The following is a 19,705-nucleotide window of genomic DNA, read 5'->3' on the forward strand; positions in this document are numbered from 1 at the left end:
TTCAAAGTTTGACCTAAACTTGAGCAAACTTTTAAGTATAACACATATTTTTTTTGCAAGAGGTCTATTTTAGATTTTAGATTTTAGATTTTGGTGGATGCAAGGATTAAAGTCACGCATCAACAGCATCGAGTGCTGATCGCTTTACTCACGCCCGCCAGAAGTTCTCACCCCTGGATTTGTTACAATTCTCGATCGTGTGGAGCAGGTGCATCTACGAAAACCTGCTTTTAGGAGAACTTTTGACTATGTGGCTTAAATTTGGTGTTGCTCCCAGCGGAGAACTGGCGAGCATTGATGAGGTTGTGCGCGGAAAAACTAACCTCGCTTGCCTCTACTGCGGAGGCTCCCTCACAGCGAAAAAGGGTTCCGTGAAAGAACATCACTTCGCGCACACCGGGGAAACTTGCAAGCCCGTTTCGCAGCGGATTAAAACCAAAGCGTTTCCATCGCTTCCCCTCTACGATAACTTCAACGTGCGATTCGTTTAACCTAAAAGGGTAGTAAAACCCTGGGGACGGTTAGCTTAAGTCTTACCCAGTAAGGCTTCTGACAACTGATTATACAAGTAGGTGCGAAACCTACCCCGCAGATGCAGCGGTGAAAGCATATTCCCTAGTTTATTGGGTAGCAACTAATCGATTAAAGCGGGAATAAAAGGCAGAACTACTAGGAGCCGAACCCGGTAACTGTCGAGTAAGAATCCATGCGTAGCATAAGCAAAGATATGTTTGAACCATCGTTATGTCGAATGGTGTAACGGCTTTCATCAAGTATAAACCCGTTGAGAAACACGGTAAAGACTGATTAACACCAAGCCAAAAGGTAAGGATAGGGTATAGGCGATTGTTGAATCGACCTATAAGCATTACCCAGAAACCCGGTGGATAGTATCACGCTAAAGATTCAAGAGTGTGTAATCGGAACGAAGTAATCCTTTTAAATCTCTGGAGAGGTCGAAATCCAGTAAGTAGCTAATGAATGATTTAAAGGGGCGGGATTGTATCAGAAGCGAAGGCTTTACCGTAATGGTAGAGATATGCTGACAGATACACGGTAATTCCAAAGATGGAGATTTTAGTAGCAATGAATATGTCTAAAACGCTGAATAATCAGACGGTGGAATGGAAAGACCTTAACTGGCGCCAGCTAGAAAGGGTAACTTTTAAGTTGCAAAAGAGAATCTATCAAGCGAGTGAACGTGGCGATGCTAAAGCAGTTCGCAAACTTCAAAAGACTTTGATTAGGTCCTGGTCAGCAAAGTGTCTCGCGGTACGTCGGGTAACACAAGACAATCAAGGTAAAAATACGGCTGGTGTGGATGGTGTGAAAACATTGACCTCAAAACAACGTACAACCTTAGTTAGTAGTTTGAAACTTACTGAAAAGGCAAAACCCACTAGAAGGGTAATGATACCTAAACCTGGAAGTAATGAAAAACGACCATTAGGAATACCCACAATAGACGACCGTGCATTGCAAGCGCTTGTAAAAATAGCGTTAGAGCCTGAATGGGAGGCAAAATTTGAGCCTAACTCATACGGCTTTAGACCAGGGCGTTCTTGTCACGATGCGATAGGAGCAATATACAACAGTATCAGACAGAAAACCAAATATGTGCTTGACGCTGATATTGCCAAATGCTTCGACCGCATAGACCATAAAGCACTTTTAGACAAGGTAAAAACATACCCCACCCTGAGACGGCAACTGAAAGCATGGCTCAAGGCAGGAGTGATGATAAACGGCAATTTCTCCAATACTAATGAGGGTACACCACAGGGAGGCATCATATCGCCACTGTTGGCTAATATTGCCTTACATGGTATGGAGGAACGGGTTAAGCAATATGCGGAAACGCTAAAAGCAAAAAGAGGGGATAAGGTGAAAAACCGTAAATCCCTTAATTTAATCCGATACGCCGACGATTTCGTGATAATGCACGAAGATTTAGAAGTAGTACAAACCTGTCAAAAGATAATTGCACATTGGTTAAGTGACATAGGACTGGAGTTAAAACCAAGTAAGACAAGACTAACTCACACCCTCAACGAAATAAATGGAAATGTTGGGTTTGAGTTTCTAGGGTTCCATGTTCAACAGTACAAAGTAGGTAGCTACAGATGTGCCAAAAACGGACACGGAACCAAGCTAGGATTTAACACACTAATCACCCCCTCCAAACCGAAAGTCAAAGCCCACCTAACCAAGATAGCCGAGGTAATAGATTCCCATAAAACCGCCCCACAAGCTGCTTTAATTAGCAAGCTGAACCCAATCATTAGGGGTTGGTCAAACTATTATTCCGCACAAGTTAGCAAGGCAACCTTCTCAAAGGTAGATATGCTAACCTATCAGAAATTAAGAGCCTGGGCAAGAAGCAGGGGGAAAGGTAACATCAACAAGGACAAATACTGGCGAACAGTAGGCAACCGAAATTGGTGTTTCAGAACCGAAGATGGACTAGAATTAAACCGACACTCAGACACGCCAATTGTAAGGCACGTCAAAGTCAAGGGTAATTTTACTCCGTACAATGGAGACTGGATTTATTGGAGTAAGCGAAGAGGAGAATACCCAGAAACACCTACCAGGGTGTCAAAACTAATCAAGCAGCAAAAGGGTATTTGTCCTCACTGTGATTTGTACTTTACGAGTATAGATATTGTAGAACTCGACCACATTAAACCAACATCATTAGGTGGAAAAGATACCTATGATAACCTTCAAATTCTACACAAGCATTGTCACGACACAAAGACGGCATCAGATGGTTCCCTCCACAAGAACCATGACGATAAACCGTTTTAAATCGTATCCATAACAAGGATGGAATTATTGAGGAGCGGAATGAAGCGAAAGTTTCACGTTCCGTTCTGAAGGAGAGATAGGGGTAGCAATGCCCTTATCGACTCTAACGTGCGACTTAAAGGTGAGGAATTAGAGCAATTGAAAGTGCTGTGGAAAGAGTACGGCGCACAAAATTACGCCATTCCCAAAGACTTGGTAAACTTTCGGTGGGAACTCAAAGGATTGGTGGAGTCGTCGGGCGATCGCACTTATCACTTTACCGACTTGGGTAAAATCCCCGTTGGCGCGCTTCCCCTGGCGCTGTTCAACAAAGTCCAGGAACCTTTGCTGCTGTCGGAGCTGGCTTCGTTGGAAGGCTCTGTAGAGATTGCTGAAGCTGCGGGTTTATCTTGTTTGGATGAACGGCGGGCTGATTTGCTGATTTATCGAGCACAGCTTCGTCGGATTCTGGTGAACTCGCTCTACTTCCTTGAGGTAAAAGCTGACGAAAGCTGCTTCTATAAAATTGGGGTAACAACTCGATCGATCGAGGAACGCATCGCCGAAGTGCAGCGGGATGTGAAAGCGCATTACTCGGATGTGACCGTCAATTTGCTGGGACTGTGGGAACACCGGGGGAATGTGGAGCTGTACTTCAAGCACCGGTACAAAGCTTTTAATTATCGCATTGGCAAGCTGACAGAGTATTTTGCGTTTCCGAACGTCAAGGCGGTGCTGAATGATTTGTACGGGATGGAAGCAAAAGTGTTGAGTGATGTTGAGTCGGATGCGATCGGTCTGAACTGGAGCCACACGCCTCGAATTGGCCTGAAGTCCTGACTCAACTTCAACTTTCTGGAAAAAAGAAACTTTTTAATCCGGCGTTGCTGATTTACGGTATGAAAGGCTAAATATGCAAATCATAGAAACCAGTATCACAAAGCTTCTCGATTTTAAAGTTATTTTTTCATACCCTGATTAAGCAAGGCCATCTCTCGATATGCCCAATCGAGCGAGCCATAAAGATCAACATTTAGATCGAGCGCATTTTGAGCCGCCGCAAGGTAACTCGTTAGGCGACAATAATGCGCGATCGCGTCTAGCTCTGCCTGATGAGCCGCCCGGACTTGTGCGATCGAAAGTTCAGAATTGGCAGGAGTCGGCAGAATTGAGAAACGCATAGTTACTCACTTCAATAAAAATTTAGTTCCTTGTTTTGGGTCAAGGAGCTGACTCAAGGCTTGACCCAATCAGTTGAGCGACTCGAAAGGCAGAAGCGATCGCTCCTTCATGCAAGCCATCGCCAAGGTAGGCTCCCGCATGGTAGGTATTGTTCTCGCCATTGGTGGCAACTACTTCATCCCGATAGCGGAACGACTCAGTGGTGTAGAGTGGGGTGTGATGTTCCTGAGTGTGAATGATGCGATCGGGTGCAATCAACTCCTCTAGTTGGAACGATAAAAAATTATGCTGTGGCGACGAGATACCGCAAAGCTGATTTAGGCAGGCCTTATAGCCCCAGCGACTGTCTGGCTTTTGGAAGAAATCAAATTCTGAGGGTTGTGTAACGCCATGTCGGGCGTACATGGAAATATCTCTATGAACTAAGGTCGTTGCATAGTGGGCTTTCCAGCCGGAAAACTGTTTAGTTTCAGCGTCGGTCGGGTCAGCTAACAGCGCCATCACCTGGTCAGGGGGCGTAGCAAACACGACTTTATCAAACTCCTGAATTTCACCCGTCGAGCGCACAATTTTCACAGCATCCGAGCTTCTGGAAATACGGTCAATCTCTACATTCAGCAAAATCTCACCCTTAAAGCGTTCCAGGATTTTTTCAATGTAAGCATACACGCCGCCCTTAACCCTGACCCAGTTGACTGCGAGATAGTCGCGTAACATCGGAATCGCCAACTCTGCTGGAAAATCATCAATCAGTTCAAATGGGATTGAATAGCTATACATAACCAACAACTTTAGCCAGGTATCGCGGCTACCGGAGCCTGGCAAATATTCCGACAGCGGACGATTGGACAAATTTTGCAAGTTAGCAAATTTCGTTCTCAGCCATAATCCCGCAGAACGGGCATAGATGGTATCGAGGCGTAACTGTTCGATCAGCCCGTGGACACCTACAAAGTTCTTCTCGATCGTGACTGCCGATAGAAAGTGGCTGCCATCTTTAAGAAACATGGCTGAACCAATATCGACGGGTTCTAGTTCTACCCCTAGTTCTTGCATCAGCGCGATGAAGTTGTAAAAGACAGTCGGGAATTCGAGCACTCCACTTTCCAAAATTTCATCGCAATCGGACTGGTTCGGCTGCACGTTCTTGTTCAATGTCCGAATGTGCCCTCCTAACATGGGCTGCCGCTCAAACACGGTGACATGATGCCCTTCTTTATCAAGCAGGTAGGCTGTAGCCATGCCGCTAGCTCCGCCACCAATAACAGCGATTCTCATAATTGACCTCTAAGTTTATGAAATGGATAATGCGCGTAGGCGTAGTTCGTCGTAGACATCATCTGTTTAGTCGTCTAAAAGCACGTCGCCCGATAATCGTTGATAGAGCAATGCTCCCGTCCAAACTGTGCCAGCAAAGCCTGGATAGCCAGATGAGGCATTACAGAAATAGAACTGCTTGAGTGAGGTTTCATGATTCAGTCGCCCTAGACCCACATTGCGCGGTGTCAGAATGGAGCCGTAAGAATTCCCACTGGGACACCAGCAAAAGCGTTCATTGGTGGTCGGGCTGCCCGTAATATGGAAGACCATGTGCTTTCTAAAGTTCGGCACATAGTGTTTTTCCACAACATCCAGGATGGAATCCAAGATTTCTTGCTTCTTCTGGTTGTAAGCTTTGCGATCGCTCTCCCGCAATTGCTTGAAATAGCCGTAATTGGCAACTGTGAGAAATTCCACAATTTGGCAATCTTCTGGGCAATCTCGACTCGCTTCCGTCAGTAAAGTAGGCGTTGTGATCGCAAAACTAGGATTAGAAAAGTCATGGCGATCGTACATCTGTGCGAAGGATTCATTCAGGTCTTGATGCCCGCTATGGGCGAGGTTCCACTTGCCAAATCCATAGTCTCGCAGGTCGATATCCTTGACGACGCAATACGCCATGTAGTTAGATGCCGAATATTCATAGTTAAGTTTTCGACGCACAGTTTTGGAGAACTTTTCCTCACCGATCATCTTGGCGGCTCTTTGAGGGTCAATATTGCAAATCACCGTATCACCCGTAAATTCGGAGGTTTGATTATTGGTGAGATCCATTGCCTGAACTCCCGTAACCGTTCTGTCTGTGACTCTAAAATTCGTGATTTCATGGTTTAGCAACACCTCTCCCCCATGTGATTCAATCACCTTGACTAAGGAATTAATCACATCCTCAAAATGCTGGGTTGGGTAAAATGCACCTGCTTGATAGCCTCGGAACAATGCCACCCAAGCATAAAACGAGAGTTGATTTGGAGGTAATAAAAAATCAAGCCATTGCAGAGCCAATAGGGTTTGAGCGGCTTGGGGTAGCTGAAACTTGTCAAATACATCTTGAAGTGTGCTGTTGAGATGCTGGAAAGCACATAATGCTTCACTTGGGTGTTTGAGTAATTTAATCGGCTTAATTGGAGGAGCAATTATTTTCAAGCCTACGCCAGTCTTTTCTACTTCGTTAACGAATTGGCGAATGCGATCGCCATGTGCCGGAAATAGAGCCGATAATCGCTGGATCAGTTCTTCTGGCTCTGACGGAATATCAATCGCATACCCTGGCATTCGCATATGGTCAAAGCCGTCCGGGTCATAACGTTCAAAAGTTACTTCCTTATCCAAGCCCAGTTTTTTGAGCACTTGATTGACAGTTTGCCCTTCACCACAGTTCCAGACGTAGTGAAATTGAGCATTGAATGTATACTTTTTAGCCATTGTAAACGTATGCCCAAATCCCCCTGGATGCTCGTGAGCTTCGAGGATTTGCACAGTCTTGCCGGAGTTTGCCATCAAAGCACCAAAGGTCAATGCTGATAAACCACTGCCGATAATCAGGTAATCCGGTTTCATAAGAGAGTCCCTCGAACAATAAACATCTTTACAAGATCGCTGTAGCGCCTGTAGCCTCAGAATTAGACATCCAGTGAAAGGCTTTGAAATTGAAGTTAGAACCAATTACAGCGGGTTAACTAGCCTGATAGATGCCTGATTATTCCTTGACTCGATAATTTCTCATCATGCCAGCGTCTTCGTGCTCTAAGGTATGACAGTGGTATGTATATAAGCCGCTGTATTTCTCAAATTTCATGAGCAGCTTCACTCGCTCACCCGGCATTACCATTACAGTATCCTTCAAGCCCTCGTCTACATAGCCATCCTTGACAGTTTGCCATCCTGCGGCAAGTTCTGGCAGCACTTCCCGACTAATAACTTGAAACTGCACGCCGTGTAGATGGATAGGGTGCGCCATCCCCTTCGCATCCATCATGGCTCCGGGGTTGAGTTTATTGATAATCTCCCACTGTTCGATCGAATTTAGCTTTACGGTTTCTTGCGGTAATGCAGTATTCATTTCAAAGGGCTGCCCATTAATCACCCATTTCATACCTTTGAGAGAAAGCTCAATAGGTCGTGGCTGGGTGGCATTAACGGCATCTTCTGGACGCAATAGTGGTAGGGCTGCTAGTTGAGTGGGGAGTCGCAGAGTTTCTTTTTCTTTGCGCTCAATCTTGACGTTGAATAGCATCATCGCTGAACCAAGTTCCGGGGCATTGTCAGAACTCATCATGCCGCTCATGCTGCTACCTCCTACATTTTCTGCTCCTGAAAAAGCCAGACTATTTAGAGATACTTCTGTACCAACTTTCAACTTACTGAAATCTGCCCAAACATCAATCCGCTCACCTGGCGCTAACATGACATACTTTCGTTCGGTAGGTCGAGGCAGTAAGCTACCATCAGTGCCAATGATGGTCAGTGGATCGCCACTGCTCCACGCAAGCTTGTAGATACGTGAATTAGATCCATTTAAGAGGCGAAGGCGGTAGACTCGTGTCGCCGCAGAAAGTGTGAAGTTGGGCTTACCATTCACGAATATCTTTTGACCCAAAAAGCCCATCATGCTGCTCATGTCATTGCTGGATTGACCTGAGTTATCCTGTTGCATCCCACCCATGTTGCTATTACGGGGGGTACCTATTTTGCTGCCGAGATAGAGGAGTTGATTATTGGCATCTAAGGTACGATCTTGCAGCACAATCGGTATCTCATAAGCCCCGGTGGGTAGATTAAGGGTCGCTTCTTCTTGATCCGTCACTATAAATAGCCCCGCCAAGCCAGCATAGGCTTGCTGCCCTGTAAGCCCGTCTGGATGAGGATGAAACCAGTTCATACCTGCCCGATTAATCACCTCAAACTCGTAGATATAGGTCTGTCCTGGCTGAATCGCAAAGCGAGGATGTCCATCCATCTCCTCTGGTAAAATCAATCCATGCCAATGCACAATGCTGGCTTGCCCTTGAGGAAGGTTATTTTGGAAGTTGACCCGCACGCGCTGACCTTTGCGAACGCGAATAATGGGGCCTAAATAACTATCGGGAATGGTTTGTAAGCTGTTTGGGTCGCCCTTGACCAGTTGTGCTGCGTAAGACCAAACTTGGGTCATTTGTCCCGGCAAGATTGGAACCGTTGTCGGTGCAGCCTTCAGGTTGATTTCAATATCGGGAATAAATTTTGCATTCGGCCCACGGGCTACGGTGTTCCCCTGAGCCATTTCTGTGGTGGAAGATTGAGGCGAACAACTCGATAGCAGGCTGTGAATTCCGCTTCCGATGACAAGTCCGCCTGCAAATCCAGTCCCTCGAAGAAAGTTTCGGCGGGTTAGGGGATGTTGGTAAGTGGTTTTAATGGGCATATCGCTCTCATTTCTGAATACGTCAATAAGCTTGTCTTGTCCCTTCAGAACTTTGTTAAGCCACTTGGTAGCCAGCCGCCGTAATTACATCCTTGATTGCAGCTTCTGAGGCTTGAGTTTCCACTGATACAATCTTGGTTTTTGGATCGCCCTGAACGGTAGCTTTAGCATCGACTGTTCTAATCGCTTTAGTAATGGTGTTTACACAACCACCACAGGTCATATTGGGAACTTTTAATTGGAGTTTCATAATGTCAAATCCTTATTTTTGTGTGGTTCAGTCAAGAAAAACGTTTTGGACAATCAGCAATGCTTTTCTCCACTTTTCAACCAGTTCAGCTTCACTGTGCGGGCAGTAATCTGTACACTTATGCTTGTTGGGTGAGTACGAGTACCACAAAGCTAATAATAATTAGGAAGCCTGCATCCAGTTCAAGGATAGTTTCACTGACAGATTTGAGCCGCATAAAATAGATCAGGGGAAAGGCGATCGCCAAACACCAGATTTTTAGAAATATCATGATTTCTTAAAGCCGATACAAGCCATACTGGTGAAGCGAGCTAATCCTATTGGGAACGAGAAAAACTGAACGCGATTTAACCCGGCTTCACGTATCAGCGCTGAGAGTTTTTCCTGGGTGAAACATCGAGTGCCCCAATGCCACTGAATGAGTGAGCCGAGTAGTCCCGATCGAGTCACCACAAGAACTAATGGTGCGCCCGGACGCAAAACTCTGACCATTTCTTGTAATCCCTGTGCTGGATTCAGTAAATGTTCAAGCATATAGGCACTCATGACACCATCAAAAGAATGGTCTGCAAATGGCAACGTATTCACATCACTTTGACAGATTTGATGACGAATATTTGCCTGACTGAGTTGTTGATCGGCTATTTTGAGCATCTCCGATGAGACATCGACTCCAGTAATCTGTATTGTTGGATTAATAGTTTGAGCAAATGCCAGACTGAAGTCCGCTGTGCCAATACCACAATCACAAATGTTCAGGTTATCTTGCCAGTCAAGCAAAATATCAGCGTTTTTTAGCGATCGCCATAGCTCTCGATAAGCATGACGATAACCCAGAAGACGAACAAGTTGATGCCACCAGATGGCAGCTTTGTTATAGGTTTGAGACAGTTGTGTAGTTGTTGGATAAACTCGTTGAACTGAAACCTGCCACCATCCAACCGTCCATTCCATTGTGAAACCTCATTGATATGGAGTAATAATGCTAGTAGCTGCTGCTAATGTCTGGACACCCTTCTCACCGGGTGACATAATATGCACCAACATGAGGTTGGCTTGATTCGATTTTTCTTCCATTTGCTGTAAGTCTCTGACCTATGTGTGAGCGAGAGTAGGTTCAGTTTTTTCAGTTTTTATCGTGATGGGATGTTGCACACTCAAAACAGAACAGGGTGCATGGTGAAACACATAGTTACTGACGCTCCCCTGAATTAACTCTTTGACACCGGACAGTCCCCGATGCCCGATGACGATCAGATCCGCTTCCCAGTCTTGGGCGATCGCACAGATGGTTTCACCGGGGTTATCCACAAAGTCGCCAGTTTTTTGCATAGATTCTGCACCTACACCCGCTGCGATCGCCCGTTCACTAGAGGCTTGCAGTAACTTCAAGCCCATCTGTTTGTAGGTTTTCCAATGCTGTTCGTAGAACTGTACTTCTGTATTAAAATACTCAGGATTGTAACTTCCGCTGATAAGTCCTTCGATCTGGGGAAACCCTTTCTCCTGCATATGGATAATATGGAGCAGGAGCAAACTGCCTCCGGTCGTTTTTGCCTGAGCGATCGCGATTTCAACAACATGATCGGTCAGATCGGATTGATCGATCGCCACTAGAATTTTGTGAAACATAGAATCTCCTTTCAGAATGATAAGTGGTAACTTCGAGATTTCTTGGAGCTACGACTTACCCTGCTTCGGTTTTCGTAAGAACTGCCTGAAGTTGTGCCTCATCTTCGTGAGATAACGAAGTTCGTAGGACTTTTCCCTCAAATTTGCTCAAGTCGTCCAAAACCTTGTCAGGTGTAGACTTTCTCACCAAAACAAAAATGGCAGAGGTTCCAGGTTCGATCGTGTTGCCTAGTTCTTGAATGAAATTATCATCAATGCCGATATCCGTTAAGGCACCGGAAAGCGCACCCACTGCTGCACCCAAAATTCCCAGTATGGGTTCAAAAAACATCAAGCCGATTAACAGTCCCCAGAAGCCGCCACTTAACGCGCCACCGGTGACGAGTTCTTGAGTTTGTTTAATCTTGACTTTGCCATCTTTCTTTTTGACCACGATCGCTGCATCTTCTAGATCGATCAGATATTCCCGCTCCATTTTTCTGAGATCGAGCAACACTTCATCTGCCTTAAATTCATCAGGAAAGCCAATCACAATTAGATCACTCATATTTTTCTACCTGTTAAAATGAACACTCAGCTTTGAAAAGGAAAAAATTGCACGAAGATAATCACAGTTCCTAGTCCCCAAAAAAAGGTAGGAACACCATTGTTTTCTATCTCACCGGAAGCTTATTGTAGAGGCGAGCAACGAAAGCAGCGTACAGACCAGTACCCACAGACCAAACCACAAGACCTACAATAAAGCTTCCCCAGGTAATGCTTCGGGTAATACCAGATAAATTAGCGTGAAGAACATAGCTAAAGAATCCCATCGTTATCTCAGGTGCCACTGTTAGAAACAGAATGCAAATCAAATAAGCAATTCCTGTAATAATCGCTGTGGCAAGAAATAGCGATCGCACACTTAGCTTCAGCGCTGAATGACTACGTATACGGGTTTCTTCGTTCGGGTGAATACTATGGATCATGGTGAGACTCCTGTGAATGAGCTAGTTTTTTCTGAGTGTTGCGATGACCCCAGGGGACAAATGCAGGTGTCAGTGCGGCATAACGGGCATACTCCTCACCAAATTCTGCTAAGGCATCCCGTTCTTCTTGGTGAGCTAATCGGATATACATCGCGACCAAAATGGGGAACATGAGCAACGTCACGAGAGTAGGCCATTCCAGCAAAAAGCCCAACATGATGACAATGAAGCCGACATACTGCGGATGGCGAATGGTTGAATATGGCCCTGAAACCGCCAATGTATGACTTCGTTGAGCTTTGTAGAGAACTTCCCAAGCATTTCCTAAATAAATCAGTCCACCAAAAATTAGTACATTACTCAGAAGGTGAATCGGATTCCAATGAGGATCGCCTTTCCACCCCAGGAATGTCCACCACAGATGCCCAGCATCATGGGAAAAAATGTTCAATCCTGGATAGCGGGTTTGCAGCCAGCCTGAGAATAAGTAAAGCGTTAAGGGGAACCCATACATTTCTGTGAACAATGCCACAATGAATGCTGAGAACGCCCCGAACGATCGCCAATCTCTTGGGTTACGCGGCTTGGTGAAACTAAAGGCAAAGATAATAAATATCAGGGAATTAATAATCACTAATCCCCACAGTCCGTAAGCAGGAACGTTACTCATATCTCTCATGGTTCGATCTCCTTGAAATAGATTTATTTACAGAGTCCGAATAATTTCCTTCAGCGAGATTGGCTATTGCCACTGTTACCGCCTCCATGTCCCCCATGTGCTCCGTGCATAAATAGGTGCATGAATATACAGATGAACAGTAAAGAGAACGGTAAAAAGCCCGCTAAATGCGCCCAATGTTCTGTAATCAAAAAGTACGCAATAATCCCGATCGAGACATACAGCACAACCTTAATTGGCAAGCTGAGACGAGTTGGCTGACGATCGGGCTGGGACTGATTTGATGAACCATGTTGGTGCATAAAGACCTCCTTGTGAATAGAACAACTCGCGATTCCAGGCTTGTTACCATCCTTGCATCTGTGCGATTTCAGCGCTCTGAGATGTGATGATTGACTGAGCCAAAGTACGGATTTCTGGATGAGAAGCACGCTCAGATGCCATCTTCGCCATCTTCACCGCCATTTGATGATGGGGAATCATTTGTCGCACAAATTCTTTGTCAAAGTCCGGGGCTTTCTTGAGCGCGTCGAGGTCAGTTTTCATGCTCATCATGCCCTCACCCATCATGCCTGAGCCTGTGCCCTGCCCTTGGTTGTGGTGCTCTCCCATCATGCCCATGTCATTCATTGAAGGTGCAGGGACTTCTTTGCCGAACCACTGTTTGTACCAGCTACGCATCTCTTGAATTTCACGAGTTTGGTCTTTTTTAATCGCTTGGGCTAATTTTTTAACTTCTGGGCGTTTGGCGCGACTAAAAGCAAGATCAGCCATTGCGATCGCGTCTTGGTGATGAGGGATCATCATTTCGATAAAATGCTGATCGACTCGGACTGATCTGGGTTGTTGAGGATTTCTTGGTGCAGGTAATGACTGAACTTGTTCGCTGTTGATAAGGACAAATCCAGTAATAGCACCACTACTAAGTAACCCGACTAAGCTGTACACCAAAAACTTCTTATTCATAAACTTACCTTGGCTAAGGGATGATCACGTTCTTATACTTTTTAAACTACGCTTAGATTGTGAGAAACTTATGAGCGATGTAAAGCTAGAGAGAGAACTTTTTGCTTGTCCAGCTTTTGATGTAGGAACGGGCATTTTTTGCCAGCAACTTCGACAAAACCAGTGGATAGATCCACCTTGGATGTGTCGGAGAAGTTTATCGGAGCAATAAAAACAATTTTGCATGGCTCCATTTGATAAAACTCAGCTAAAGCGGGTACTGATTCTGCACTGATGGCTGTTGCGTAGGATAATGGTTGAGCGCGATCGCTCATGCAACAGCCAACGCGGTAAATAAATAGGTTTTATGCTGTTGCTTTAGCCATCTGACGGCAAGATTCAGCACAACGACGGCAGGCTTGAGCGCACTTTTTACACTGATCGTGGTCGTGCTTCTCACACTCAGTCGCACAGCGATCGCACGCTTCTGCACAAACCGCACACATTTGAGCGTGCAGGTCAGAATTACGAGCCATGAACCGAGCGCAGAGAGCACAGGTATCAGCGCAATCGCGGCATAGCTGAATACATTGAGCCATCATCTGCACCATGTCACTGGTTAAGCAAGCGGTTCCGCATTGCTCACACTCACGAAGACAGTCGAGGCAATTCTGAATGCAGGTTTCTAGCAGAGATTGATGAGATTTAGTAGTAGTAGTAGTCATGGTTTTAAGCTCCTAAAGAATCAACACAACGAAGAACGGATTGTTATGCCCTTCACCTTGGTTAGGGGATGACTAAGTTCTTATATCTCTCAAGCTACGCTCAGACTATGAGAAACCTATGAGCGATTCAAGGTTTACGTCTTTAGGAAGATTTTTCCAGCTTTTTGGCGATGAGCAATTCATTTCATCCTGATTTCATTCTTTCCCATCATTATTGGAGGATTCCGCTCACCTGACACCGCAACCAGCCTGTAAAGGAGTTAGACTGATGAAAATTTTGGTGGTAGAAGATGATGAGGCAATTGCCGACCTACTTACTTGCATTCTCTCCAACCAAAATTACGTGGTTGAAGTTGCTAACGATGGTGAGGCAGCTTGGGAACTGATTGTTGTTTATAACTATGATTTACTGCTGATAGATATTACGCTCCCTCGTTTAGACGGAATAAGTCTCTGTCGTAGAGTCAGAGCGCACGACTATAAAATGCCAATTCTGGTGGTAACAGGGCGAGGCAGTGGTCACGATCAAGCGATCGGGCTAGATGCAGGTGCCGATGGGTACATGGTGAAACCGCTCGATCAGGAGTTATTGATTGCTCGAATTCGAGCCTTGCTGCGTCGCACAGGCACGACTTTTCAATCTGTGCTGGAGAAGGGTAATTTGCGGCTCGACCCAACAAGTCGTGAAGTTACTTACGCAGGGCAACTTCTATCCTTGAGTCCCAAGGAGTTTTCGATCCTAGAGTTCTTTTTGCGGAATGGTCGTCAAGTATTTACCTACAGCGTAATTTTGGATCAAATCTGGGCTTATGGAGACACTCCTAGCGAAGATGCCGTGAGAACTCATATTAAAGGGCTACGACAGAAACTTAGAGGGGTCGGCGCTCCCACAGATTTGATTGAAACGGTTTATGGACTGGGTTATCGGCTTAAACCCTTGGAAGCGATCGCTGATTCAACCAAGACGGCTCAACTCACGTCTCATGAAGCGACTCAACCGATTCAACCACAAACCCTCAGCGCCTTATCCAAACGTCCAGAAATTGACCGCGCATCAAACGACTTAACCACAAAAGGGAGCGAGCCGGAAGAGTCTTTGTTTGCGGATGAGCGTCCTTTGTTATTGATCGTCGATCCCGATCGCCAACTGGCCCAACAGTTGATGAATGAAGCGGTGGACTGGGGATTTCGGAGCGCGATCGCCACAACACTTTCCGAAGCCGAAACGAAAATTGAGCAGGATGCGCCTACCGTTGTGCTACTCGATCCCGATATTACTCATCCCACAACAGAGAGTTTAAGGCTGCTGGCAAAGCTCAGTCATCAAACTCCTTCTGTGCCAGTTCTAGTTTTTACCAGTCACGATCAATTAACCGATCGCCTAGAAGTTGCCCAACTCGGCGGACATAGTTTTTTACACAAACCCTTGCCCCCGGCTCAAGTGCTGAAAGCGATCGCACAAGCGGCACAACAAGCAGAGACAGCAAAGCAACGGGTGATGGTCGTCGATGCTGATCCCCAGATTCTTGTAACTCTGAAGGAGTTCCTAGAACCCTGGGGATTGAGCGTAACAACGCTGAACGATCCTCAACGATTTTGGGAAACGTTGAAATCATGCTCACCGGATCTGCTAATTTTAGATGTGAAAATGCCTGCTGTGAGTGGCGTTGAGCTTTGCAAAATTATCCGCAACAATTCGCGCTGGGGGCGCTTGCCGATCATTTTTTTGACGGCGCATACCGATGCTGCGATCGTCAATCAAATGTTTTCAGTGGGTGCAGATGACTTTGTGAGCAAGCCGATCGTAGGGCCAGAATTGGTCAGTCGCATCATCAATCGCCTAGAACGGATCAAACTCCTTCAGAATGCTGCTGAGACAGATTATTTGACCAAACTCTCTAACCGCAATAAGTCAACCCAAGACTTAAACAAATACCTTCAACTTGCAAATCAACAGGAGCAGCCGCTCTGTCTAGCAGTTCTGGACTTAGACAATCTCAAACAGATCAACGATCGTCACGGGTACAATACTGGCGACATGGTGATGCGTCAGTGGGGACAATTGCTCCGGCAAACTTTTAGGCAAAATGCAGTCGTTGCTCGCTGGGAGAGCGATGAATTTGTGGTTGCCTTATCTAGCATGATTAAGGCAGATGGTATTCAAAGACTCACTCAATTATTAGCAACGCTCCACCACAGAAAATTTGTTGCTCCCGAGCAAACTCAATTTCGGATCACATTTAGCGCTGGAATTGCTCAATATCCAGATAATGGAACGGATTTGCCTTCTCTTTATCAAGCCGCATCCGAAGCCTTGCATCAGTCTAAAGTTGCTGGGTGTGCTTGTATTTTTTCGGCGGGAGACTCTAGGGCTATTCTCCAATAAACGAAGTCTTAATTCATTATTAACATTCTCAACCTCAAACTTTTCTTAACTCCTCATAAGTTCCTCAGATTGTTTTCTTACAGTCAAAGTGGGTATGCAAGGACTGTTGCATACAATTACCTCCGATCGCGCGCATTCTGGCATTGGGGAAGGTTTTGTATATCAGAGAGTTTTAGTAGCGATCGATGATTTTGAAATTAGCAGTGGAGAACAGTAATGTTAGATATCGATGAAATGGGACAAAAAGAAATACACGAACTGCTACATAAAGTAGGATATGGACACCTCGGCTGCATAGGCGAAGGGTATCCATATATTGTGCCTATGCACTATTACCTCAAAGACTCAGAAATATATATCTTCACAACGGTGGGAATGAAGACTGAGTATATGGATGCAAATCCAAAAGTTTGCTTACAGATCGAAGAAGTTCACGATCTGGTGCACTGGCGCAGCGTTGTTGTGAATGGTCGCGCTGAACGCCTCACTGAGCAGCAAGACATCGATCGGGTGATGCAATTTGTCAAAACGCAGAATCCAACACTTTCGCCTGCGATCAATCGAACCTGGATCGATGCTTGGGGACGAGCAGAGGTGATTGCAATCTACCGCATTCACGAGAATGAAATGAGCGGACGCACGACTGATGGAGTTAGCAGTCAGTGAAATCGAAAAATTTGGACAAACTTATTTTAGAAGGCTGATTTTAATTCGGCGATCGCCTCTCTAAAATTTCGCCCTAGCTTCCTTCTCTGTAAATCTGCCAACCAGGGCATCACATTAAATTAGGAGGATTAATTTATGAACCACGATCGCCATCAACATGGACAAACCCAACCCAAGCCGGGACACGCTGGGCACCACGAACACAAACAGCAAGTTGAAAGGAATCTGCCTGACCCACACAGCAATCATAGTGCTCACGGTAAACAGCCTAATCACGCTCAACACGCAGGTCACGACAAACACGCTGGACACAGCCCAGAGATTTTCAAACGACGCTTCTTTATTTGCCTCTTGCTAACGCTGCCCGTCCTCTATTTTGCGCCCATGTTTCAGGATTGGTTTAGTTATCAAGCCATCCAGTTTTCAGGTGCGAATTGGGTGATTCCCATTTTCTCAACGATTATTTATTTCTATGGTGGCTGGGTTTTTCTGAAGGGAGCTTACTACGAACTCCGCAGTAAAATTGGCATGATGACTCTGGTTGCTCTAGCAATCACCGTGGCGTTTGTCTACAGTGTGGCAGTGACTCTTGGATTGGCGGGAGATTCTTTCTATTGGGAACTGGCAACCTTAGTCGATATCATGCTGCTCGGTCACTGGATGGAAATGGCTTCTGTGCTGGGAGCCAGCAATGCTCTACAAGAACTTGCCAAGTTAGTGCCTTCTGTCGCTCACAAGAAGCAGGCGAATGGGCAGATAGAAGATGTCCAAGTAAGCGCATTAGTTGAGGGCGATCTAATTCTGATTCGTCCCGGTGAACAAGTCCCAATTGATGGTGAGGTCATCGAGGGTACTTCCAACGTCAACGAAGCTTTTCTCACTGGGGAGTCGCGCCCGGTGGTCAAAAAAGCCAATGATGAGGCGATCGCCGGAGCGGTCAATGGAGAAGGCGCTTTGACAATCAAAGTCACTCGCACCGGAGATCAAACAACCTTGAGCCAAATTATGCGCTTAGTTGAGGAAGCGCAGGCATCTAAAAGTAAATTTCAAACACTAGCCGATCGACTGGCCTATTGGCTAACTTATACAGCGATCGCGATCGCTACGCTAGCGTTCATCATTTGGCTATCTGTTAAACCAGATGGTTTAACATTTGCAATTAATCGCGCCGTTACTGTATTGGTGATTGCTTGTCCTCATGCGTTAGGTTTAGCGATCCCCTTAGTGCTGGTCAACGCAACTGCAATGTCCGCTAAAAACGGCATTCTGGTACGAAATCGAGAAGCGTTTGAACGAGCAAAAGACATTAAAACAATCGCATTTGATAAGACGGGGACATTGACAACCGGACATTTTGGCGTGCAACGAATTTATACAGATAGTATAGATGAGTTAAAAGCTTTGGGCATTTCTGCTTCTCTCGAATCTTTATCAGAACACCCGCTTGGACAATCGATCGTAGAAGAAGCCAGCCATCGCAAAATCGAGCTTTCAAAAGCCAGTGACTTCAAAGCAGTTCCCGGTCAGGGCGTTGAAGGCGTGGTAAACGGTCAGCGCTATCGGGTTGGCAGACCCGAATGGGTTCAAGAGTTGAAATTGCAGTTTCCGCCAGCATTGCAAAAAGGACTACAAGAACGTGAATCTCGTGGTGAAAGTGCGATCGTGCTGATGGACGACAAGCAAGTTCTCGCCCTATTCGGGTTAGCCGATCAAGTGCGCGAATCTGCACGAGAAGCGGTTGTAAAATTACAGGAAATGGACGTGCAGGTGGTCATGATTACAGGCGATGCCGAAGCCGTTGCCAAGGCGGTTGCTGGGGATTTGAAGATCGATCGCTACTATGCTCGTGTCCTACCACAGGATAAAGCTGCATTGATTCGTAAGCTCAAAGCTGAGAAGCCAACCGCCTTTGTGGGCGATGGAATCAATGATGCACCGGCTTTAACCGAGTCGGATTTAGGACTGGCGATCGGCGCTGGAACCAATGTGGCGATCGAGTCGGCTGATTTAATCTTGGTTAAAAGCGATCCGCTTGATGCAACCTACGCGCTTAAACTTGCGAAAGCGACCTACAACAAAATGACTCAGAACTTGCTTTGGGCAACTGGGTACAACGTCGTTGCAATTCCTTTAGCGGCAGGAATTGGGGCTCCCTTCGGCATTCTATTAACGCCAGCATTGGGAGCAATATTGATGAGCGTTTCGACGGTCGTTGTTTCAGTTAATGCAATGTTGTTACGTCGCGTTCGTTTGAATGATTAATTGCATATATTGGAGGAGTAAGGGTTTGTGTCCAAGAAAATCGTCCAAATTCTAGCGGCACCAGAAACCAACCTGTTTCTCTTTGCCTTTTTGCTCAATTTTGTTTACGAAGTTTGGCAGGCTCCCTATTACGAGTTCTACCGAAGTCCCTCTTTAGCCGACAAAATCAAAGATTTGACTCACTGCTCCTTCGGCGATGGGGTCATCATTCTATTTAGTAGTTGGGCGGTGAGTGTGTTAGTTCGTTCGCGGAATTGGGTGCTTTATCCCACCTCGAAGCTGGCGTTCCTGTTTACCAGTATTGGGTTGGTGATTACTCTGGTAATAGAAACCTATCGAGTTAATGTTTCTAAAGTCTATGGGGTTCCGGTGCTGGCAGTACCCATTCTAGGGATGAGTTTACTGGCCGTAATTCAGTGGATCGTTTTACCACCATTCATCCTTTATCTGGCTCGCCGTCATATGTTGGGTTATCTCGAAAAGCGGAGCTAATTAAT

Annotated in this window: 23 protein-coding genes; 10 read left to right on the forward strand and 13 right to left on the reverse strand. The window is 45.8% G+C overall.

Features of this window, described 5'->3' with window-relative positions; translation table 11 throughout:
- The first annotated feature begins 248 nt into the window (after positions 1-248).
- The 4 genes from QUA43_RS16715 to QUA43_RS16730 all read left to right on the forward strand — a co-directional run bounded on the left by QUA43_RS16715 (position 249) and on the right by QUA43_RS16730 (position 3,973).
- Positions 249-491, forward strand: a complete 243-nt coding sequence (locus QUA43_RS16715) for a competence protein CoiA family protein (protein ID WP_333375370.1) — start codon at positions 249-251, stop codon at positions 489-491.
- Between the two features lie 577 nt (positions 492-1,068).
- A complete protein-coding gene (ltrA, locus tag QUA43_RS16720; protein WP_333375373.1) occupies positions 1,069-2,811 on the forward strand; it encodes a group II intron reverse transcriptase/maturase in 1,743 nt (580 codons plus the stop codon).
- A 108-nt stretch (positions 2,812-2,919) separates the two neighbouring features.
- The gene (locus tag QUA43_RS16725) at positions 2,920-3,630 is read left to right on the forward strand and encodes a GIY-YIG nuclease family protein (RefSeq protein ID WP_333375375.1); all 711 of its coding nucleotides are present in this window, start codon (positions 2,920-2,922) and stop codon (positions 3,628-3,630) included.
- A gap of 160 nt (positions 3,631-3,790) precedes the next feature.
- Complete coding sequence (locus QUA43_RS16730; RefSeq protein ID WP_333233858.1) at positions 3,791-3,973, forward strand: hypothetical protein; 183 nt, start codon at positions 3,791-3,793, stop codon at positions 3,971-3,973.
- Positions 3,974-4,011: 38 nt separating this feature from the next.
- Here the strand turns inward: QUA43_RS16730 and QUA43_RS16735 are convergent, their stop codons facing one another.
- The 12 genes from QUA43_RS16735 to QUA43_RS16785 form a co-directional block, all read right to left on the reverse strand.
- Positions 4,012-5,250, reverse strand: a complete 1,239-nt coding sequence (locus QUA43_RS16735; RefSeq protein ID WP_333375377.1) for an FAD-dependent oxidoreductase — start codon at positions 5,248-5,250, stop codon at positions 4,012-4,014.
- 66 nt (positions 5,251-5,316) lie between these two features.
- Positions 5,317-6,852 carry an NAD(P)/FAD-dependent oxidoreductase gene (locus tag QUA43_RS16740; protein WP_333142782.1) on the reverse strand — a complete coding sequence of 512 codons (1,536 nt, stop codon included), beginning with the start codon at positions 6,850-6,852 and terminating at the stop codon, positions 5,317-5,319.
- Positions 6,853-6,991: 139 nt separating this feature from the next.
- Complete coding sequence (locus tag QUA43_RS16745) at positions 6,992-8,695, reverse strand: multicopper oxidase domain-containing protein (protein ID WP_333142783.1); 1,704 nt, start codon at positions 8,693-8,695, stop codon at positions 6,992-6,994.
- Between the two features lie 55 nt (positions 8,696-8,750).
- The gene (locus tag QUA43_RS16750) at positions 8,751-8,945 is read right to left on the reverse strand and encodes a heavy-metal-associated domain-containing protein (RefSeq protein ID WP_333142784.1); all 195 of its coding nucleotides are present in this window, start codon (positions 8,943-8,945) and stop codon (positions 8,751-8,753) included.
- A 118-nt stretch (positions 8,946-9,063) separates the two neighbouring features.
- The gene (locus tag QUA43_RS16755) at positions 9,064-9,216 is read right to left on the reverse strand and encodes a hypothetical protein (protein WP_333142785.1); all 153 of its coding nucleotides are present in this window, start codon (positions 9,214-9,216) and stop codon (positions 9,064-9,066) included.
- Entirely contained in the window at positions 9,213-9,899 is a 687-nt protein-coding gene (locus QUA43_RS16760) for a methyltransferase domain-containing protein (RefSeq protein ID WP_333142786.1), read from the reverse strand. Before QUA43_RS16760 ends, QUA43_RS16755 begins: the two co-directional genes overlap by 4 nt.
- Positions 9,900-10,040: 141 nt before the next feature.
- Positions 10,041-10,577 carry a universal stress protein gene (locus tag QUA43_RS16765; protein WP_333142787.1) on the reverse strand — a complete coding sequence of 179 codons (537 nt, stop codon included), beginning with the start codon at positions 10,575-10,577 and terminating at the stop codon, positions 10,041-10,043.
- A gap of 55 nt (positions 10,578-10,632) precedes the next feature.
- Positions 10,633-11,124, reverse strand: coding sequence for a DUF1269 domain-containing protein (locus tag QUA43_RS16770; RefSeq protein ID WP_333142788.1), 492 nt, complete (start codon positions 11,122-11,124; stop codon positions 10,633-10,635).
- A gap of 106 nt (positions 11,125-11,230) precedes the next feature.
- Positions 11,231-11,545 (reverse strand): DUF5676 family membrane protein, encoded by a 315-nt coding sequence (locus QUA43_RS30875; RefSeq protein ID WP_445251356.1) that lies wholly within the window; start codon positions 11,543-11,545, stop codon positions 11,231-11,233.
- Complete coding sequence (locus QUA43_RS16775) at positions 11,535-12,215, reverse strand: isoprenylcysteine carboxylmethyltransferase family protein (RefSeq protein WP_333233860.1); 681 nt, start codon at positions 12,213-12,215, stop codon at positions 11,535-11,537. Before QUA43_RS16775 ends, QUA43_RS30875 begins: the two co-directional genes overlap by 11 nt.
- Positions 12,216-12,274: 59 nt before the next feature.
- Positions 12,275-12,451: a DUF2933 domain-containing protein gene (locus QUA43_RS16780; RefSeq protein WP_333233862.1), complete on the reverse strand. Its 177-nt coding sequence runs from the start codon at positions 12,449-12,451 to the stop codon at positions 12,275-12,277.
- 118 nt (positions 12,452-12,569) lie between these two features.
- Positions 12,570-13,190 carry a DUF305 domain-containing protein gene (locus QUA43_RS16785; RefSeq protein WP_333142791.1) on the reverse strand — a complete coding sequence of 207 codons (621 nt, stop codon included), beginning with the start codon at positions 13,188-13,190 and terminating at the stop codon, positions 12,570-12,572.
- A gap of 70 nt (positions 13,191-13,260) precedes the next feature.
- On the opposite strand from QUA43_RS16785, the gene QUA43_RS16790 reads away from it, so the two are divergent.
- Positions 13,261-13,401: a hypothetical protein gene (locus QUA43_RS16790; protein WP_333151717.1), complete on the forward strand. Its 141-nt coding sequence runs from the start codon at positions 13,261-13,263 to the stop codon at positions 13,399-13,401.
- 133 nt (positions 13,402-13,534) lie between these two features.
- Here QUA43_RS16790 and QUA43_RS16795 read toward each other — a convergent pair whose 3' ends face one another.
- Positions 13,535-13,894, reverse strand: a complete 360-nt coding sequence (locus QUA43_RS16795; RefSeq protein ID WP_333142793.1) for a four-helix bundle copper-binding protein — start codon at positions 13,892-13,894, stop codon at positions 13,535-13,537.
- A gap of 268 nt (positions 13,895-14,162) precedes the next feature.
- Here QUA43_RS16795 and QUA43_RS16800 point away from each other — a divergent pair, with 268 nt between their 5' ends.
- The 5 genes from QUA43_RS16800 to QUA43_RS16820 all read left to right on the forward strand — a co-directional run bounded on the left by QUA43_RS16800 (position 14,163) and on the right by QUA43_RS16820 (position 19,700).
- Positions 14,163-16,280, forward strand: a complete 2,118-nt coding sequence (locus QUA43_RS16800; RefSeq protein ID WP_333142794.1) for a response regulator — start codon at positions 14,163-14,165, stop codon at positions 16,278-16,280.
- Positions 16,281-16,374: 94 nt separating this feature from the next.
- A complete protein-coding gene (locus QUA43_RS16805) occupies positions 16,375-16,497 on the forward strand; it encodes a hypothetical protein (RefSeq protein WP_333151715.1) in 123 nt (40 codons plus the stop codon).
- Positions 16,497-16,946: a pyridoxamine 5'-phosphate oxidase family protein gene (locus tag QUA43_RS16810; protein WP_333142796.1), complete on the forward strand. Its 450-nt coding sequence runs from the start codon at positions 16,497-16,499 to the stop codon at positions 16,944-16,946. The genes QUA43_RS16805 and QUA43_RS16810 overlap by 1 nt, the downstream gene beginning before the upstream one ends.
- Before the next feature lie 135 nt (positions 16,947-17,081).
- A complete protein-coding gene (locus QUA43_RS16815; RefSeq protein WP_333142797.1) occupies positions 17,082-19,208 on the forward strand; it encodes a heavy metal translocating P-type ATPase in 2,127 nt (708 codons plus the stop codon).
- Positions 19,209-19,235: 27 nt separating this feature from the next.
- Positions 19,236-19,700, forward strand: coding sequence for a hypothetical protein (locus QUA43_RS16820; protein WP_333142798.1), 465 nt, complete (start codon positions 19,236-19,238; stop codon positions 19,698-19,700).
- The last annotated feature ends 5 nt before the right edge of the window (positions 19,701-19,705 follow it).

The sequence above is a fragment of the Microcoleus sp. N9_B4 genome, assembly GCF_036701635.1.
Classification (GTDB): Bacteria; Cyanobacteriota; Cyanobacteriia; order Cyanobacteriales; family Microcoleaceae; genus Microcoleus.

What these genes read in the sequence shown, in the direction of transcription:
- QUA43_RS16715 (WP_333375370.1), top strand. Translation starts at nt 249, where the DNA reads ATGTGGCTTAAATTTGGTGTTGCTCCCAGCGGAGAACTGGCGAGCATT.
- ltrA (WP_333375373.1), top strand. Translation starts at nt 1,069, where the DNA reads ATGGAGATTTTAGTAGCAATGAATATGTCTAAAACGCTGAATAATCAG.
- QUA43_RS16730 (WP_333233858.1), top strand. Translation starts at nt 3,791, where the DNA reads ATGCCCAATCGAGCGAGCCATAAAGATCAACATTTAGATCGAGCGCAT.
- QUA43_RS16735 (WP_333375377.1), bottom strand. Translation starts at nt 5,250, where the DNA reads ATGAGAATCGCTGTTATTGGTGGCGGAGCTAGCGGCATGGCTACAGCC.
- QUA43_RS16740 (WP_333142782.1), bottom strand. Translation starts at nt 6,852, where the DNA reads ATGAAACCGGATTACCTGATTATCGGCAGTGGTTTATCAGCATTGACC.
- QUA43_RS16745 (WP_333142783.1), bottom strand. Translation starts at nt 8,695, where the DNA reads ATGCCCATTAAAACCACTTACCAACATCCCCTAACCCGCCGAAACTTT.
- QUA43_RS16750 (WP_333142784.1), bottom strand. Translation starts at nt 8,945, where the DNA reads ATGAAACTCCAATTAAAAGTTCCCAATATGACCTGTGGTGGTTGTGTA.
- QUA43_RS16755 (WP_333142785.1), bottom strand. Translation starts at nt 9,216, where the DNA reads ATGATATTTCTAAAAATCTGGTGTTTGGCGATCGCCTTTCCCCTGATC.
- QUA43_RS16760 (WP_333142786.1), bottom strand. Translation starts at nt 9,899, where the DNA reads ATGGAATGGACGGTTGGATGGTGGCAGGTTTCAGTTCAACGAGTTTAT.
- QUA43_RS16765 (WP_333142787.1), bottom strand. Translation starts at nt 10,577, where the DNA reads ATGTTTCACAAAATTCTAGTGGCGATCGATCAATCCGATCTGACCGAT.
- QUA43_RS16770 (WP_333142788.1), bottom strand. Translation starts at nt 11,124, where the DNA reads ATGAGTGATCTAATTGTGATTGGCTTTCCTGATGAATTTAAGGCAGAT.
- QUA43_RS30875 (WP_445251356.1), bottom strand. Translation starts at nt 11,545, where the DNA reads ATGATCCATAGTATTCACCCGAACGAAGAAACCCGTATACGTAGTCAT.
- QUA43_RS16775 (WP_333233860.1), bottom strand. Translation starts at nt 12,215, where the DNA reads ATGAGTAACGTTCCTGCTTACGGACTGTGGGGATTAGTGATTATTAAT.
- QUA43_RS16785 (WP_333142791.1), bottom strand. Translation starts at nt 13,190, where the DNA reads ATGAATAAGAAGTTTTTGGTGTACAGCTTAGTCGGGTTACTTAGTAGT.
- QUA43_RS16790 (WP_333151717.1), top strand. Translation starts at nt 13,261, where the DNA reads ATGAGCGATGTAAAGCTAGAGAGAGAACTTTTTGCTTGTCCAGCTTTT.
- QUA43_RS16795 (WP_333142793.1), bottom strand. Translation starts at nt 13,894, where the DNA reads ATGACTACTACTACTACTAAATCTCATCAATCTCTGCTAGAAACCTGC.
- QUA43_RS16800 (WP_333142794.1), top strand. Translation starts at nt 14,163, where the DNA reads ATGAAAATTTTGGTGGTAGAAGATGATGAGGCAATTGCCGACCTACTT.
- QUA43_RS16805 (WP_333151715.1), top strand. Translation starts at nt 16,375, where the DNA reads ATGCAAGGACTGTTGCATACAATTACCTCCGATCGCGCGCATTCTGGC.
- QUA43_RS16810 (WP_333142796.1), top strand. Translation starts at nt 16,497, where the DNA reads ATGTTAGATATCGATGAAATGGGACAAAAAGAAATACACGAACTGCTA.
- QUA43_RS16815 (WP_333142797.1), top strand. Translation starts at nt 17,082, where the DNA reads ATGAACCACGATCGCCATCAACATGGACAAACCCAACCCAAGCCGGGA.